We start from the raw sequence: 15,517 nt of genomic DNA on the forward strand, positions 1-15,517 counted from the left end.
ACCTCTCACGGGCCCGCCCGGTACGGAGGGGCGGCGCCGAGGCCTGTGGATAACTTCTGCGGGATGCCGCGTATTCGGCTATTCCTTTAGTATGGACAAAATCGGAGACGCCGTTCCGGACCTTCCCGGCTACATTGTTGGGCGTGAGCTGGGCAAGGGCTCACGTTCCACGGTGTGGCTCGCGACGGAAAGAACCACGCGCCGCGATGTCGCCATCAAATGCTTTGACCCTTTCGTGCCGGCGCGGCTTTCCGTCAGCAGCCCGGGCCCGCCCGATGACGATCCGGAGGCTGCCATCCGCAGGGAGGTGCGGATCCTTTCGATGATGCGTCACCAGCACCTGGTGAAAGCGCATGATGTGGTGCGCATCGGTGGTGCTGACGGCGGACGCCTGGGCCTGGTGATGGACTACGCGGCGGGCGGCTCGCTGGGGCAGTTGGTGGCCAGCAGCGGCCCGCTCAGTGCCGGCGAAACGGTTACAGTCCTGACCCCTATCGCCCAGGCCCTGAGCTATTTGCACGGCAAGGGCTTCACGCACTCCGACGTCTCGCCCGGAAATGTGCTGTTCTCGGCGCACGGGAAACCACTCCTGGCGGACCTGGGCGTGACCCGGATGGTGGGAGATGCGGCTGGCGTCCTGCCCGTTGGCACGGAGGGATTCGTTGACCCGGCGCCGGTGGATGCCCTGCGGGCCCGGCTTCAGCCGGAGCGGGACGTGTATTCGCTGGCGGCTCTGGGCTGGTTCTGCCTCACTGGACAAGCGCCCCCGGTCGGGGCCAACCGGCCGCCGCTGCCGCTTCTTGTGCCAGGAGTTCCGCCCGCGCTGGCCGCGGCGCTTGAATCCGGGTTAAGGGAGGACCGCCGGGAAAGGTCAACAGCGGCGGAATTCGCCGCCGCGGTTTACCGCAGCGCCGCCGCAGCACCGGTGGACCTCTCGCATTCTGCCCATTCGAGCGTGCTTCCGGAGTTGCTCACCCGCCGTAACCTTCCGGAAACGCCCCGGACGGGCAGGACTGCATGGCTCAGCGGTTGGCGTCCCCGGTTAGCGTCCATCCGGCCCCCGGCGGACCGCAGCGCCCTGCCCGCGTTCCTCGGGAAGAGCGGCATGCGGGCGCTCCGGCACGTGCCTCCCGCCGGGCCCGTGTCCCGGGGTCGACGGTCGACGGCGGCCCTGGAGCCCTCCGGCTCGGGGCATCCAGGAGTTGGTGCGGCAGTTCAGGAAGAGCCCAGGAGCCATTCCCGACGGGCCGCCCTGCGGACACACACGCAACGGCCTGGGGCCAGGTCGGTGTTCCTGGCATTGCCCGCCGCCGTGATAGCTCTTTGGCTCCTTGCCGGCGCGCCTCTGTTCCAGGACGTGCCATCCCCGGCGCAGCATGGCGGCCTGCCTGGCTCTTCAGCGCCGGGATCCTCGGCCTCCCCCGGCAGGGTGGAAACGCCGGAGGACGTCACGCGGCTCCTGCTGTCGGGTAACCCCGAGGATGCTGCCCGCGGGCTGGCTTGGCTCCGGTCCGCTGCCCTGCGCTCAGGGCAGCTGGATCTCCTGGACGAGGTGAACGCCGGCGGCTCGGCCGCGGCGGCCGCTGACGCGAGAATCAGTTCAAGGCTTCGCGACGCCGGTCACACCCTCGCTGGCTTCGACACCACCCTGACGTATGTGAAGGCCGCTCCGGAGAGCGCAGCCGTGCGGGCCGTCGTCGAGATCGGAGCGGTTACCTCCGCCTATCAGGAGACGGATTCCGCCGGCAATGTGGTGGGCGCCGGGCCGGCCGGAGCCGAGCAGCGGCTGAAGCTGGTGATGGCCCTGATCGACGGGAGGTGGCGCATCGAGGAGATCCTGCCGGCCACCTAGTCCTGAGCCGAACCGGTGGCCCACTCCACGGCCTTGGCAAGGGAGGGGTGCTGCCATTGGAAACCCGCTTCGGCCAGCAGCGCCGGTTCCATGCGCTGGCTTCCGAGTAGCAATTCGTCCGCCAGCTTCCACATCACCAGCCGGAGCACCGGGGCCGGCACTCGGAAAAATGCCGGCCTGTGCAGCGCGGCGGCGAGTTGGGCCACGAGCGAGTTGACGTCGGCGCTTTCCGGCGCGCAAAGGTTCACGGGTCCGGCGAGGGGGGCTGAGAGCAGGAAGGAGAAGGCGGACGACACGTCCGGGAGGGTGATCCAGGGCCAATATTGCCGCCCGTTGCCGAGGGGGCCGCCGATTCCCAAGCGAAGCAAGGGCAACAGCCTGCCGAGGGCGCCGCCGGACTGGCTCAGCACCACGCCCGTGCGGGGCGTCACAACACGGACGCCGGCGGGTGCCTCATGCGCCGCGGCTTCCCACTCCAGGCAGATCCGCGCCATGATACCCGAGCCGTTGGGTGCGTTCTCCCGCAGGACGGCACTGCCGCAGTCGCCGTAATAGTTGGAACCGGACTGGCTGATGAACGTTCTGGGAGGCTCCGCCAGCTGCTTCATGGCGGCGGCCAGGGTACGGGTGGGGTCCAGCCTGGACCGGAACAGTTCCTCGATCCGCCGGCGCGTCCACGGCCTGTCGCCGATCCCGGCGCCGGCCAGGTTGATGACGGCGTCGGCTCCCTCAAGGTGTGCTGGGTCCAGCTGGCCGGCAGCAGGATCCCACCGGAGTTCGTCCGCGGATTCGGGCTGCCGCCTGACAAGGCGGATCACGGTGTGCCCGTCCGAGCACAGACGGGCCGACATGTCGCTTCCAATGAGGCCCGAGGCGCCCGCCATGATGATTCGCATGATCCATCTCACCACGCCCGGCGCGGCCGGGGAACCTGCCGGGACCCGCCCTGCCGTTGACTATGATCAAACGATGACCTTTTCGAGTTACCTTCGTTTCCCGCATCTGCACGGCGATCTGGTCACTTTCGTGGCCGAAGACGACGTGTGGGTTGCGCCTCTTGACGGCGGGCGCGCCTGGCGGGTGTCCTCGATTCAGCTGCCGGCGCGCAACCCTCGCTTCACGCCCGATGGCAAGCGCCTGGTGTGGACCGTGGTCCAGGGGACGGCGCCGGAAGTTGTGACTGCGGCCGTCGACGGTGGCGACTACCGGCAACTGACGTATTTCGGACACGCAACCACCCGCGTGAAGGGCTTTACGCCCGCGGGCGACGTCCTTGTCACGAGCGCGTTCCGGCAGGCCGAAAGCCGTCACACGCACGCCTACAGCGTGTCCCTGGACGGCGGCTGGTCCGAGGAGCTGCCGTTCGGCCCGGTTGAGTCCGTGGCGTACGGACCGGAGATCGGTGACGAGCGCCCGGTGGCGGTTTCGAGCGTGCTCTCCCGCGAACCCGCATGGTGGAAGCGGTACCGCGGCGGCACGGCGGGCAAGCTGTGGATTGATGCCGACGGTAATGGCGAGTTTGAGCGGCTCCTCCCGGAGGTGGACGGCAACCTGGCCGACCCCATGTGGATTGATGGCCGCATCGTGTTCCTGTCCGACCACGAGGGCTATGGCAACCTCTATTCGGCGCTGCCCAATGGGAAGGACCTTCGCCGCCACACGGACCATGAGGACTTCTACGCCCGGCATGCCTCCACAGACGGCAAACGCGTGGTCTACGAGTCGGCTGGCGAACTGTGGATTCTCACCAGCCTGGACGCGGATGCCAAGAAGCTCAACATCGTGCTGGGGTCGGCTTCCCAGATGCGCAGGGCTTCCCTGCTGAAGACCGCACAGCATCTCGGCGACGTCATTCCGGACCACACCGGGTCAGCCAGCGCCCTGGAAGCCCACGGCACCATCCACTTCCTGACGCACAAGGACGGCCCGTCGAGGGTGGTGGAAGCAACTCCCGGGGTGCGGGCACGGTTGCCGCGGCCGCTGGCCGCAGGCCGTATTGCCTACGTGGCGGATCACGACGGCGTCGAGGCCCTCTACGTCAGGGAGATTGCCGCACCGGCGCCCGATGTTCAGCCGGCCGCGCCAAAACAGGCCCGGCCGGTCACGGCCCAGGCGCCCGCGGTCCCGCTGCCCAAGCCCGTTCCCGCGGCCGGCGGGCACCGCCCCGGCATCGACGTTCGGGTCGAGGCCCGGGCCGGCGGGGATTCCCGCTCCGAGGCGGTTCCCGCCGGAAACAACCACGCCGGGAACAACGCAGGTGGGGAAGATACCGCCGCGCGGCCCGGCGAAGCGACGGCCGACGTCGCCGTCGCCGTCGCGACGCCAGCGGCGGTCAGGACGGCAGCCCCGTCCGCGACGCGCATCGATTTCCCGAAGTCCACCCGGTCCAACGCCATGGAGGCGAGCCCCGACGGCCGCTGGCTGGCCGTGGGCACCGCATTCGGTGACGTCTATCTCGCCGACACAAGGACTGGCTCCATGTCACTGGTCACCAGCATCGGTGAGGGAACCATTGACGGACTGTGCTGGTCCCCGGATTCGGCGTGGCTCGGGTGGTCCGAGCCCGTCACGTCCTTCGGCTCACGCAGCCGCTTGCGCATCGTCCGGGTGGAGGATCAGGAGCGCCGGATCATCGAGGTCACCGATGGCCGGTTCCGGGACGAGTCGCCGTCGTTCACGCCGGACGGCAAGTTCCTCGCCTTCTTGTCCAACCGCAGTTTTGACCCCGTATACGACGGCCATTCCTTCGATCTGGCGTTCCCGAGTCCCATCAAGCCGTACCTGGTGGCACTCGCGGCGGACACGCCGTCGCCGTTCGGGCCCTGCGTGGCACTCCAGGACGGCGCCTATACAGGCGACGGGACGGACGCAGGCGGCGATGCTGACGCTGCAGCGGATGGCGACGCGGCCCCCGGAGCACGCGAGCCCGGAGCCCACCGCGGCGAAGCCGTGGTCCGGGTGGACGACGAGGGCCTGGCCCACCGGGTGATCACCGTTCCGGTCCCGCAGGGCAATTACTCTGCGCTCGAGTCCACCGAAGGCGCACTGCTCTGGCTGGACAATGCGCTCTCCGGTGTGACGGGCGACGGCCGCGCCTCCACCGATGAGAAGAGCGCCGCCCCAAGCCTGGTGCGCTTTGATATCTCCCGGCGCCGGACCACCACGCTCGTGGATGCCGTGGGAAGCTACCGCGTCTCGGGCGACGGCAAGAGAATTGTCCTGATCCATGACAAGCAGATCAAGGCTGTGCCGGCTGACTCGAGGGCGGACGAGGAATCGGGCCAGCTGGTCAAGGTGGACGTCGGCAGGGTCCGAGTGCTGATGGATCCCCTGAGCGTATGGGGCCAGGCATTTGACGAAGCCTGGCGGCTCCAGCGTGACTTCTTCTGGACCGAGGACATGGCGGGACAGGACTGGCAGGCAGTCCACCGGCGCTACCGTCCCATAGTGGAACGCCTCGGGTCGCACGATGACCTCGTGGACCTGTTGTGGGAACTTCACGGCGAACTGGGGACCTCGCACGCCTACGTCCGTCCTTTCGCCGTGACCGAGAACGGCAGCAACGGGCAGGGGCGTTTGGGAGCGGACCTTGCCTTCACCGGGCAAGGCTGGGAGATCACCAGGATTCTGGCTGGGGAGTCTTCGGACCCCCTTGCCACATCTCCACTGACCAGGCCCGGGGCGGATGCGAAGCCAGGGGACATCCTTCTGGCCATCGACGGCGTGGACCTGTCCCAGACCCTGACGCCCGCCATGCAGCTGGTAGGCTCCGCCGGGCGCGCCGTGGAACTGACCGTCCGCAACGGCGCCGCCCATGGGGCCTTGGCCGGCCAGCAGCGGCGCATCGCTGTGGTCCCGGTCAAGGACGAGGAACGGCTCCGCTACCAGGACTGGGTTGCAGCCAACCGCAGGACAGTCCGTGAAGCCTCCGGCGGCACATACGGCTACCTTCATATCCCGGACATGCTGGCCAACGGCTGGGCACAGCTGCACCGCGACCTCGACACCGAGACCGCCCTTGACGGGCTGATCGTGGACGTGCGGCGTAACCGGGGCGGCCACACCTCACAGCTGGTCGCCGAGCTCATTGGGCGCAAGGTGACAGCGTGGAGCATGCCGCGCGGCGAAAAGCCCCGGACTTATCCCCACCACGCTCCCAGGGGCCCCGTGGTCATCCTGGCGGACGAGTTCGCCGGCTCGGATGGAGACATCATCACCCAGGTCTCCAAGCTCCGGGGCATCGGGCCCGTCATCGGCACCCGGACGTGGGGCGGCGTTGTGGGCATCGATAACCGCTTTACCCTGGCTGATGGTACGGGCGTCACCCAGCCGCGGTATGCCACCTGGTTCGGGGGAGGCATTGGCTGGGGAGTGGAGAATTTTGGGGTAACGCCGGATATTGAAGTGACCTTCCCGCCGCATGCGTATGCCGCAGGCAGAGATCCGCAGTTGGAGTACGGGATCGGCGCGCTGAAGGAAATGATCCAGGAGTTGCCGACCGACCGGCCGCCCGCCCGCGAGGGGTACCGGCTGCTGCGGCCGGCCCCTTTGCCCGCGCGCCGCCAGACGGACTAGCGCAACCGGACGGACTGGTGCAACCGGACGGACTGGCGCAACTGGACGGACTGGCGCAACTGGACGGACTGGTGCGGTCATCCGTTGTGATTGCCTGATGCACCGTCCGACGAAGTGAAGGCCCCGTTCCCCCTGTTGCCAGGGGAAACGGGGCCTTCACTCATTCGCGGCGGCGCGTGCGGCGCAATCCGCGGCCAGGAAGACTACGAGGCCAGCGTGGCGTCCAGGGTGATGTTGATGCCGGTCAGTGCGGCCGAGACGGGGCAGCCGGTCTTCGCTTCCCCGGCGATCCGCTGGAAGTCCTCCTCGGAGATGCCGGGGACCCGGGCGCTGAGGGTCAGGTGGCTGCCGGTGATGCCGGTTCCGGGTTCGAAGGTGACGTCGGCCTTGGTGTTGACCTCGTCAGGGGTGTGGCCGGCCTGCGCAAGGGCATGGCTGAAGGCCATGGAGAAGCACGCGGAGTGCGCCGCGGCGATGAGCTCTTCGGGGCTCGTTTTCCCCTCGGCGGCCTCGGCACGTGCCTTCCACGTGACATCGAAGTTGCCCAGGCCCGAGCTGTCCAGCGTCGTGTTGCCGGCGCCGGTCATCAGGTCGCCGTTCCATACTGTGTGCGCGGTGCGTGTTGTTGCCATGTCCACTCCTCAACGTAGGTTCACATCCGGACCCGGCTTCCGCCGGATCCTTGCCAATCCATCCTATGGATAAAGGACCGTCATTCCACAGATATCCGCTGTGGGTGGATTGTGACAGCGGCATTTCGCGGCGTTGACGCCATTGCGCGAAGTGCCGCTTTAAAGCCGTCTTGAGGCCGTTTTAGGGCCGCATTAAATACGACGGCGACGCCCACCGGCGTGGTGGGCGTCGCCGTCGGCGGTATGAAGGGGCTACTGCCAGAGGGTGGCGATGGCCACATTGAGGAGGCCCAGGCCGCCGACGCTGTGGGCGAGGCCGGTGGAGACTGCTTCGCCCTTTTTGGCCTTCCGGGCACCGATGACCGCCAGGACCGCCACGGCCAGGCCGACAGCGAACTTGATGCCCAGCTTGAAGTAGTTGGGGTCGAACTCGGCGGGATTCTGGTTGTGAAGTATCGGCAGGATACCCATCATGGCGATGCCCGTGATCAGCTGGACAAAGGCGCCGTCACGCTGGCGCGGGTGCACGGTGGGCGTCTTCATGTTGGCGATCCAGATACCGACGACCATCGAGGCGCCGACGATGTGCAGGAAGAGCAGGACGTAGAAAAGAATGGTCATGGCCCTAGCTTAGCGACAAAGTGTGCGTAAACAGTTGAGGGCACCCTCCCTTGCGGGAAGATGCCCTCAACTCAGCCGCTAAATTGCAGCGCCGGCCTTCTAGAGACCGAGGTCCGACTCGAAAGCGCCAGCTTCCAGGCGCGCCTTGAGCGTCTGCAGGAAGCGTCCCGCATCCGCGCCGTCCACCAGGCGGTGGTCGTACGTCAGGGAGAGGTACATCATCGAGCGGATGGCCAGCGAGTCGTCGCCGTTTTCATCAGTGACAACCACCGGACGCTTGACGATTGCGCCCGTGCCGAGAATGCCCACCTGCGGCTGGTTGATGATCGGGGTGTCGAACAGCGCGCCCACAGAACCGATGTTGGTGATGCTGAATGTTCCTCCGGAGAGCTCGTCCGGACCGATCTTGCCCTTCCGGGTGCGGTCTGCGATGTCGGCGATCTTGCCGGCGAGGCCGGCAAGGTTCAGGCTCCCGGCGTCGGAAATGACCGGAACGAGGAGGCCCTTGTCCGTGTCCACCGCAATCGCCAGGTGCTCGGCGTTGTAGTAGGTGATTTCCTGCTTGTCTTCGTCGTACGCCGCGTTGACCTTCGGGTGCTGCTTCAGTGCCTCGGCGACAGCCTTGGCAATAAACGGCAGGAAGGTCAGCTTGACGCCGTTCTGGGCCAGGAAGGTGTCCTTGGCCGTGAGGCGGAGCTTGGCCACCTTGGTCATGTCCACTTCGTGGACCTGGGTCAGCTGGGTGGAGATGTCCAGGGATTCGCGCATGCGGCGCGCGATGACCTGGCGGATCCGGGGAGCCTTCTGCACGGTGCCGCGAAGTGAAGATGCAGCTGCGGACGCCGGAGCGGCGGCCGAAGCCGCGGTGGCGGCCGGTGCTGCGGCGGCGGGGGCAGCCTTGGCCTCGGCCGCTGCCAGGACGTCCTGCTTGCGGATGCGTCCACCAACCCCGGTGCCGGTCAGCGACGAGATGTCAACGCCCTGCTGGTTTGCCAGCTTGCGGACCAGGGGAGTGACGTAACCGGACTCGGCCGGCGCAGCCTCTGCTTCGGGCGCCTGGGCAACCACGGGGGCCGGTGCGGCGGCCGCAGGGGCTGCAGCGGGAGCCGGAGCCGCTGGTGCTTGGGGCTGAGCCTCAGGCTTGGGGGCCGGGGCGGCGGGCGCTTCCTCCTTCGGAGCCGGAGCCGGAGCCGGGGCCGGTGCGGCGGGTGCAGCCGCGCCGGAGCCGATGACTGCCAGAACGGAACCCACCTCGGCGGTTTCGTCCTCGTTCACCCGGATCTCCTGCAGGGTTCCTGCTACGGGGGACGGGATCTCGGTGTCCACCTTGTCGGTGGAGACCTCAAGCAGCGGCTCGTCCACTTCGACGGTGTCGCCGATGCTCTTCAGCCAGCGGGTGACGGTTCCTTCGGTGACGCTCTCGCCCAGGGCCGGGAGGGTGACTTCGTGGCCTTCGCCAGCAGGCGCGGCAGCCCCGGCAGCGGGTGCTTGCGCGGCGGGTGCCGCGGCCTCGGCAGCGGGGGCTTCTGCTTCGGGGGCCGGAGCTTCTGCAGCCGACGGCGACTCGGCCGGTGCGGCTTGGGCGGCGGGAGCGGCTTCTTCGCCACCACCAGCCGCACCGGAACCGTCACCAATGCGGACGAGCGCAGCGCCGACCTCGGCGGTCTCGTCTTCGGCGACGAGGATTTCCTCGATCACACCGGCTATCGGAGAGGGGATTTCGGTGTCTACTTTGTCGGTGGAAACTTCGAGCAGCGGCTCGTCCACCTCTACCCGGTCACCTACCTGCTTGAGCCAGCGGGTGACGGTTCCTTCGGTGACGCTCTCACCGAGGGCGGGCAAGTTAACGGTTTCAGACATGTCGTCCCCGTTCTCCTTATTGATCTTTAGTGCGGATGATTGCTGCCTTGTTCGAGCTTAGTGCACCCTGCGGATCATGCCGGGTGCACTAAGCCCTGTTGTCTTGCTGAACTAATTAGCCGTGGAGGGGCTTGCCCGCCAGCGCCAGATGTGCCTCACCCAGCGATTCGTTCTGGGTGGGGTGGGCATGGACCAGCTGGGCGACATCCTCGGGGTAGGCTTCCCAGTTCACGATCAGCTGGGCCTCGCCGATCTGCTCTCCCATGCGGGCGCCGATCATGTGGACCCCAACCACCGGACCGTCCTTCTGGCGGACCAGCTTGACGATGCCGCTGGTGCCCAGGATGGAGCTCTTGCCATTTCCGGCGAGGTTGTATTCCTGGGTCTCCACCTGGTCGTCGCCGAACTTGGCCTTGGCGGCCTTTTCGGTGTATCCGACAGTGGCGATTTCGGGATCGGAATACGTGACCTTGGGGATGTTGACGTCTTCCACAACCACTGGCTTCAGGCCCGCGATTTCCTCCGCGACGAAGATGCCCTGCTGGTAGCCACGGTGGGCCAGCTGCACGCCAGGGACGATGTCGCCCACCGCGTAGACGTTGCCCACTCCGGTGTGCAGGCGCTCGTTGGTGATCACAAAGCCGCGGTCGATGGTCAGGCCGGCTTCCTCGTAGCCCAGGTTGGCCGTGACGGGGCCTCGGCCTACGGCGACCAGCAGGAGGTCGGCTTCAAAGGTCTTGCCGTCCACCAGGGTGACCTTGACGCCGTCGTCGTTCTGCTCAACCCCCTGGAAGAAGACGCCGGTGGAGAACTTGATGCCGCGCTTCTTGAACGCGCGCTCGAAGTTCTTGACGATTGTCGCGTCCTCGTTGGGGACCAGGGACGGGAGGCCTTCGACGATGGTGACGTCCACGCCGAAGGACTTCCATACTGAGGCGAACTCGACGCCGATGACGCCGCCGCCCAGGATGATCGCGCTCTGGGGGATGTAGTCCATTGTCAGGGCTTCGTCGGAGGTGATGACCTTGCCGCCGATTTCCAGGCCCGGCAGTGTGCGGGAGTAGGAACCCGTGGCCAGCACAATGTTCTTGCCCTTATAGGCCGTGCCGTTGACCACCACGGTGTCGGTGCCTTGGAGCTTGCCTTCACCTTCAATGACGGTGATGGCCTTCTTGCTCTTGATCAGGCCCTGGAGGCCCTTGAACTTGCCGGCGATGATGCCGTCCTTGTACGCATTGACCGCGGTGATGTCGATGCTGTCAAGGGTCACGTTGACGCCGTACTTGGCGGAGTCGCGGGCGTGGTCCGCCAGCTCCGCGGAGTGCAGCAGGGCCTTGGTGGGGATACAGCCGTTGTGCAGGCAGGTGCCGCCGAGTTTGCCCTTTTCGATAAGGCCAACGGTGAGGCCAAGCTGGACAGCACGCAGAGCGGTGGCGTAGCCGCCGCTGCCGCCGCCGAGTACCAGGATGTCGAATTCTTGCGCAGTTGCCTGATCGGCCACTAAAACGCTCCCTCGCGTGAACGATGACACGAGAGTACGCATCATCTGGTCTTGGAACTTGCTCTGCCGTGATTATGCCAGCAGCTAAGTTCCCTTGCATTTGTGACTACCGCAGTTCACCTTAGCGAACCACTTATCCATGCTCCACCCTGCCAAGGCGTTTGGGGAGCGCTTGTGTCCAGTGTCACGCGGCTTTGTGTCCCGGCAATCATGCCGGGACACAAGCCCGCGTGTCGCCCGCGGTGCCTAGGCCGCTGAATGCGTCAGGACATCCTCGACGTAGGCGAGCAGGGTGCGCACGGTGCAACCTGTGCCCTGCTTGGGGGTATAGCCGTACGGGCTGCCGTTATTGAACGACGGACCGGCGATGTCGATGTGGGCCCAGGGGATCTGCTCGCCGTCCTTGCCCTTGCCCACGAATTCCCGCAGGAAGACGGCGGCGGTCATCATGCCGCCGTGCCGCTCACCGATGTTGGCCAGGTCGGCGACCTCTGAATCCAGGCTGGGCCGCAATTCCTCCGGCAACGGCATGGGCCAGACCAGTTCGCCGGCACGGTCGGCGGCCGCCTTGAGCGGGCCGGTAACGCTGTCCGAGCCCATCACACCCGCGGTCCTGTTGCCCAGGGCGATCAGTTGCGCGCCCGTAAGGGTGGCGACGTCGATGATGGCGTCCGGGTATTCCTGGCTGGCGGCCACGATGCCGTCGGCCATGACCAGCCGGCCCTCGGCATCGGTGTTCAGGACCTCGACGGTTTTGCCGCCGAACATGGTCAGGACGTCGGCCGGACGCTGCGCCGCCCCCGACGGCATGTTCTCCGCGATGCACAGCCATGCGGTTGCCTTGACGTTCAGGCCCAGGCCCGCGATGGCAAGCACCGTGTTAAGTACGACGGCGGCACCGGCCATATCGCTCTTCATGTCACCCATGCCCACGGCCGGTTTAATGGAGATGCCGCCGGTGTCAAAAGTGATGCCCTTGCCCACGAGGGCGATTTTGGCCGATGCCTTGGAGGGCGCGTATTCAACCTTCACCAGGCGGGGCTGCCTGGCGGAGCCCTTGCCCACGCCCATGATGCCGCCGAAGCCCTCTTTTTCGAGGCGCTTCTCGTCCCAGACCGTCACCTTGACCGGGAGACCCTTCGCGAGTTCCTTGGCTGCGTCGGCGAAGGATTCGGGGTAGAGGTGGCTTGGCGGTTGGTTGACCAGCGAGCGGGTGGCGTTGACTGCTTTGCCAACTAAGGCGGCACGGTTCAGAACAGGCTTCAGGCCGTTGTCGGCGGCGAAGTCGGTGAGGATCGCCACGTTCTTCACGGGCTCCTTGAGTCCGTTGGTGGCCGAGCGGTACTCGGTGAAGGAGTAGGCCCCCATTGCCGCGCCTTCGGCCACGGCCGCAACGTCGGCAAGGGACGCCGTCGGAAGCGCCAGGGTCACTGTGCCGACTCCGGCCAACTGCCGGACAGCGGAGCCGGCGGCACGGCGAAGTGCCTCCTCTGACAGTTTCCGATCCGAGGCCAGCCTTCCCACCCCTGCCAGCACGAGCACCGTCGCTCCGGCTTCGGGCAGTCCGGGGAGCCGGTGGGTCTGGTCGGCGGCTCCGGTGAGGCCAAGAACCTTCAGTGACTCAGCAACGGCTTCAGCGGACTTGGCCGTCAGCGGGTTATCCAACAGCACCGGGCCGTCCGGGCCCTGTGCCACTCCGATCACCAAGGCGTCCGCGGGCGACTTCTTAAGGTCTCCCGAGATGGCACTAAGTTTGACTTCAGTATTCTTGACCACGAGGATCAGTCCTCAATTCTCTGTGATTAACGGCGGGAAACGCATGTTTGGGCGCACCGCCATGGAAACCGGCCGTTGTCGGCTTGAGACGCAACCGGTGTCTGCAAGGCCGTCCGTGAAGGCCAGTTCCGATCGTAGTCTCTCCGCTGCGGCCACGCGGAATTCCGTGAGACGTGAGACACAAGGTGGCCGTGGAATGGTTCCAGCGCCCGGCGCGTTATAGGAATTATCCGGCGGATCCGCCCAGAGTGCCCTTGCGGTATCGCCGCAACCTCCCACGCCCCGCCGTTACTGCGAAAGGAACATGCCGTGCTTGAACGGATTTCCGGCTCTCTGCTGGACCCCGCTGCGCTCTATGCAAGCAACATTGAGCTGTTCCACAGCCCCGCGCTGCGTGGGCTGAACATGGTGATGGGCTTCACCGGATTCGCCGACGCCGGTCACGTGGTGAAGCAGATCACCGCAGAGTTGCTGGACACGCTTGACTCGGAGGTGGTCGCTGTTTTCGACGCCGACCAGCTGATCGATTACCGCTCCCGGCGCCCGCACGTGACCTTCGTGGAGGACCACCTCCAGGATTATCAGCCGCCCAGCCTGGCGCTGTACCGGCTGGTGGACGGACTCGGGAACCCGTTCCTTTTCCTCGCCGGCTTTGAGCCGGACCTGCAGTGGGAGCGGTTCGCGCGCGCCGTCGTCGGGATCGTGGAACAGCTCGACGTCAATCTCGTGACATGGATCCATGCGATCCCGATGCCGGTTCCCCACACCCGTCCCGTGGGCGTCACAGTCCATGGCAACCGTCCTGACCTGGTGGAGGGCATCTCGGTGTGGAAGCCCACGGTCGAGGTGCCGGCCGCGGTGGGCCACGTTCTTGAACTGCGGCTCATTGAGGCCGGACGCAACGTTGCCGGCTACGTCATCCACGTGCCCCACTACCTTGCTGAGGCCGAATATCCCACGGCTGCCGTTGCCGGGCTGGAATACCTGGGGGCTGCCACGTCCTTGATGCTTCCCGCCGACCGTCTGCGTGAGGCGGGCCGTGAGGTGGGCCGCCAGATCGCCGAGCAGATCGAAGCGTCCGGGGAAGTGCAGCAGGTGGTTTCGCGTCTGGAGGCCAGGTACGACGAAAAGGCCGAAGGCACTGTTCGGCGGTCGCTGCTGGCCGATGAAAATGATGAGCTTCCAAACGCCGACGCGCTGGGCGCCGCGGTTGAGGCCTACCTGGCCCGTAAGGATCCGGGACTTTAAATACTACTTATCTCACGTGCGGGCATAATGGAGGGGTGACTTCACCGCGCGCCTGGCTCATCTGGACAATCGGGATCTTTGCATACCTGGTGGCGGTCAGCCAGCGGACCTCCTTTGGTGTGGTGGGGCTGGAAGCAACCGACCGGTTCCATGCAAGCGCGGCGCAGATCTCCTTCTTTACAGTGCTGCAACTGCTGGTCTACGCGGCCTTGCAGATACCCGTCGGGGTGATGGTGGACCGTTTTGGCTCCCGGGCGATGATCGCCGGGGGAGCCATTCTTATGGCTCTGGGCCAGCTTCAGCTTGCTTTCGCCGACAACATCCCCGGCGGGGTCCTGGGGCGGGTGCTGGTCGGCGCTGGCGATGCGATGACTTTCGTATCGGTGATCCGGCTGATCCCGTTGTGGTTCGCGCCGGTCCGGGTGCCCTTGCTCACGCAGCTGACCGGCATGTCCGGCCAGTTGGGGCAGCTTTTCAGCGTGGTTCCCTTTGCGCTCATCATCCATTCCGCCGGCTGGACGCCGGCATTCCTGACATTGGCAGCGATGTCCGCCCTGGCCGTTGTGCTGGTGCTGGTCCTGCTCCAGGATCAGCCCCCCGGGCATCCGGCAGCGACAACGGGCCAAGGCCTCCGCGCCACCGGCGTGTCCCTGTCCAGCGCGTGGCGGCAACCGGGGACCCGGCTCGGGCTGTGGAGCCATTTCACCATCCAGTTCAGCGGCACCGTCTTTGCCATGACGTGGGGCTACCCGTTCCTCATTTCAGCGCAGGGGCTGGACAGGGGAACGGTTTCGGGGCTGATGGCCCTCTATGTCGCTGCGGCAATCGCGGCCGGCCCGATGATCGGCCGCTTTGTCTCCCGGCATCCCCTGCGCCGGTCCACCATGGTCCTCCTGATCGCGGCGACCACGGCGGCCGCCTGGGCCGCGGTGCTGCTGATGCCCGGCAGATCGCCGCTCTGGATGCTTGCAGCCCTTGTGGTGGTCCTGGCCATCGGCGGCCCCGGTTCAATGATCGGCTTTGACTTTGCCCGTACCTTCAACCCCGCACACCGGATCGGAACGGCCACCGGCATCGTGAACGTGGGCGGATTCATCGCCGCGCTCGTGGCCATCTACCTGATCGGCCTGGTGCTGGACCTCCTCAAAGCCACCGGTTTTTCCCAGGGCGAGCTGTACGGACTGGAACCTTTCAGGCTGGCGCTCAGCGTCCAGTTCGTCCTGCTTGGGATAGGCGCCTTCGCCATTGTCTTTACCCGCCGGAAGGTGCGGCGGCAGATGGCTGCCCAGGGGGTCGTTGTGCCGCCGCTCCTGAAGGCCCTCGCGCAACAACGCCAGCGCAACCTCGAACGCCGCAAGGCCCAGTAGGGCGCAGGGGAAAGTGCAAGGCCCGGCTTGACGGTCGTGGGTTCTCCACATAGGAAGGGTCCGGCCTGTCCGGCTGATGCCAGGG

At 66.4% G+C, this 15,517-nt stretch carries 10 protein-coding genes; 4 read left to right on the plus strand and 6 right to left on the minus strand.

The annotated features are described in order from the left end of the window. Positions 1-91: 91 nt before the first annotated feature. Entirely contained in the window at positions 92-1,852 is a 1,761-nt protein-coding gene (locus tag ACP4XC_RS08090; protein WP_427174384.1) for a protein kinase domain-containing protein, read from the plus strand. On the opposite strand, the gene ACP4XC_RS08095 is transcribed toward ACP4XC_RS08090, so the two are convergent. Further along, a complete protein-coding gene (locus ACP4XC_RS08095; RefSeq protein WP_427174385.1) occupies positions 1,849-2,748 on the minus strand; it encodes a TIGR01777 family oxidoreductase in 900 nt (299 codons plus the stop codon). The genes ACP4XC_RS08090 and ACP4XC_RS08095 overlap by 4 nt on opposite strands. 73 nt (positions 2,749-2,821) lie before the next feature. On the opposite strand from ACP4XC_RS08095, the gene ACP4XC_RS08100 reads away from it, so the two are divergent. Then, positions 2,822-6,427, plus strand: a complete 3,606-nt coding sequence (locus tag ACP4XC_RS08100; protein WP_427174386.1) for a S41 family peptidase — start codon at positions 2,822-2,824, stop codon at positions 6,425-6,427. Positions 6,428-6,630: 203 nt separating this feature from the next. Here the strand turns inward: ACP4XC_RS08100 and ACP4XC_RS08105 are convergent, their stop codons facing one another. The 5 genes from ACP4XC_RS08105 to ACP4XC_RS08125 form a co-directional block, all read right to left on the minus strand. Further along, a complete protein-coding gene (locus ACP4XC_RS08105) occupies positions 6,631-7,059 on the minus strand; it encodes an OsmC family protein (RefSeq protein ID WP_427174388.1) in 429 nt (142 codons plus the stop codon). 252 nt (positions 7,060-7,311) lie between these two features. Then, complete coding sequence (locus ACP4XC_RS08110; RefSeq protein ID WP_427174389.1) at positions 7,312-7,680, minus strand: hypothetical protein; 369 nt, start codon at positions 7,678-7,680, stop codon at positions 7,312-7,314. 99 nt (positions 7,681-7,779) lie between these two features. Beyond that, positions 7,780-9,540, minus strand: a complete 1,761-nt coding sequence (gene sucB, locus ACP4XC_RS08115; RefSeq protein WP_427174390.1) for a 2-oxoglutarate dehydrogenase, E2 component, dihydrolipoamide succinyltransferase — start codon at positions 9,538-9,540, stop codon at positions 7,780-7,782. Between the two features lie 115 nt (positions 9,541-9,655). Further along, entirely contained in the window at positions 9,656-11,041 is a 1,386-nt protein-coding gene (lpdA, locus tag ACP4XC_RS08120; protein ID WP_427174391.1) for a dihydrolipoyl dehydrogenase, read from the minus strand. Positions 11,042-11,287: 246 nt separating this feature from the next. Beyond that, positions 11,288-12,817, minus strand: a complete 1,530-nt coding sequence (locus tag ACP4XC_RS08125; protein WP_427174392.1) for a leucyl aminopeptidase — start codon at positions 12,815-12,817, stop codon at positions 11,288-11,290. 309 nt (positions 12,818-13,126) lie between these two features. Between ACP4XC_RS08125 and ACP4XC_RS08130 the strand changes: the two genes are divergently transcribed. Then, the gene (locus tag ACP4XC_RS08130; RefSeq protein ID WP_427174393.1) at positions 13,127-14,065 is read left to right on the plus strand and encodes a proteasome assembly chaperone family protein; all 939 of its coding nucleotides are present in this window, start codon (positions 13,127-13,129) and stop codon (positions 14,063-14,065) included. A 35-nt stretch (positions 14,066-14,100) separates the two neighbouring features. Next, on the plus strand, positions 14,101-15,432 hold the full coding sequence (locus ACP4XC_RS08135; protein ID WP_427174394.1) for an MFS transporter: 1,332 nt from the start codon (positions 14,101-14,103) through the stop codon (positions 15,430-15,432). Positions 15,433-15,517: the final 85 nt, after the last annotated feature.

Origin of the sequence: Arthrobacter sp. 92, from assembly GCF_050260325.1 — a bacterium.
In the GTDB taxonomy this organism is placed as follows: domain Bacteria; phylum Actinomycetota; class Actinomycetes; order Actinomycetales; family Micrococcaceae; genus Arthrobacter.

Bases quoted from the DNA above. Each gene is read 5' to 3' on its own strand.
- ACP4XC_RS08090 (WP_427174384.1), top strand. From the start codon at position 92: ATGGACAAAATCGGAGACGCCGTTCCGGACCTTCCCGGCTACATTGTT.
- ACP4XC_RS08095 (WP_427174385.1), bottom strand. From the start codon at position 2,748: ATGCGAATCATCATGGCGGGCGCCTCGGGCCTCATTGGAAGCGACATG.
- ACP4XC_RS08100 (WP_427174386.1), top strand. From the start codon at position 2,822: ATGACCTTTTCGAGTTACCTTCGTTTCCCGCATCTGCACGGCGATCTG.
- ACP4XC_RS08105 (WP_427174388.1), bottom strand. From the start codon at position 7,059: ATGGCAACAACACGCACCGCGCACACAGTATGGAACGGCGACCTGATG.
- ACP4XC_RS08110 (WP_427174389.1), bottom strand. From the start codon at position 7,680: ATGACCATTCTTTTCTACGTCCTGCTCTTCCTGCACATCGTCGGCGCC.
- sucB (WP_427174390.1), bottom strand. From the start codon at position 9,540: ATGTCTGAAACCGTTAACTTGCCCGCCCTCGGTGAGAGCGTCACCGAA.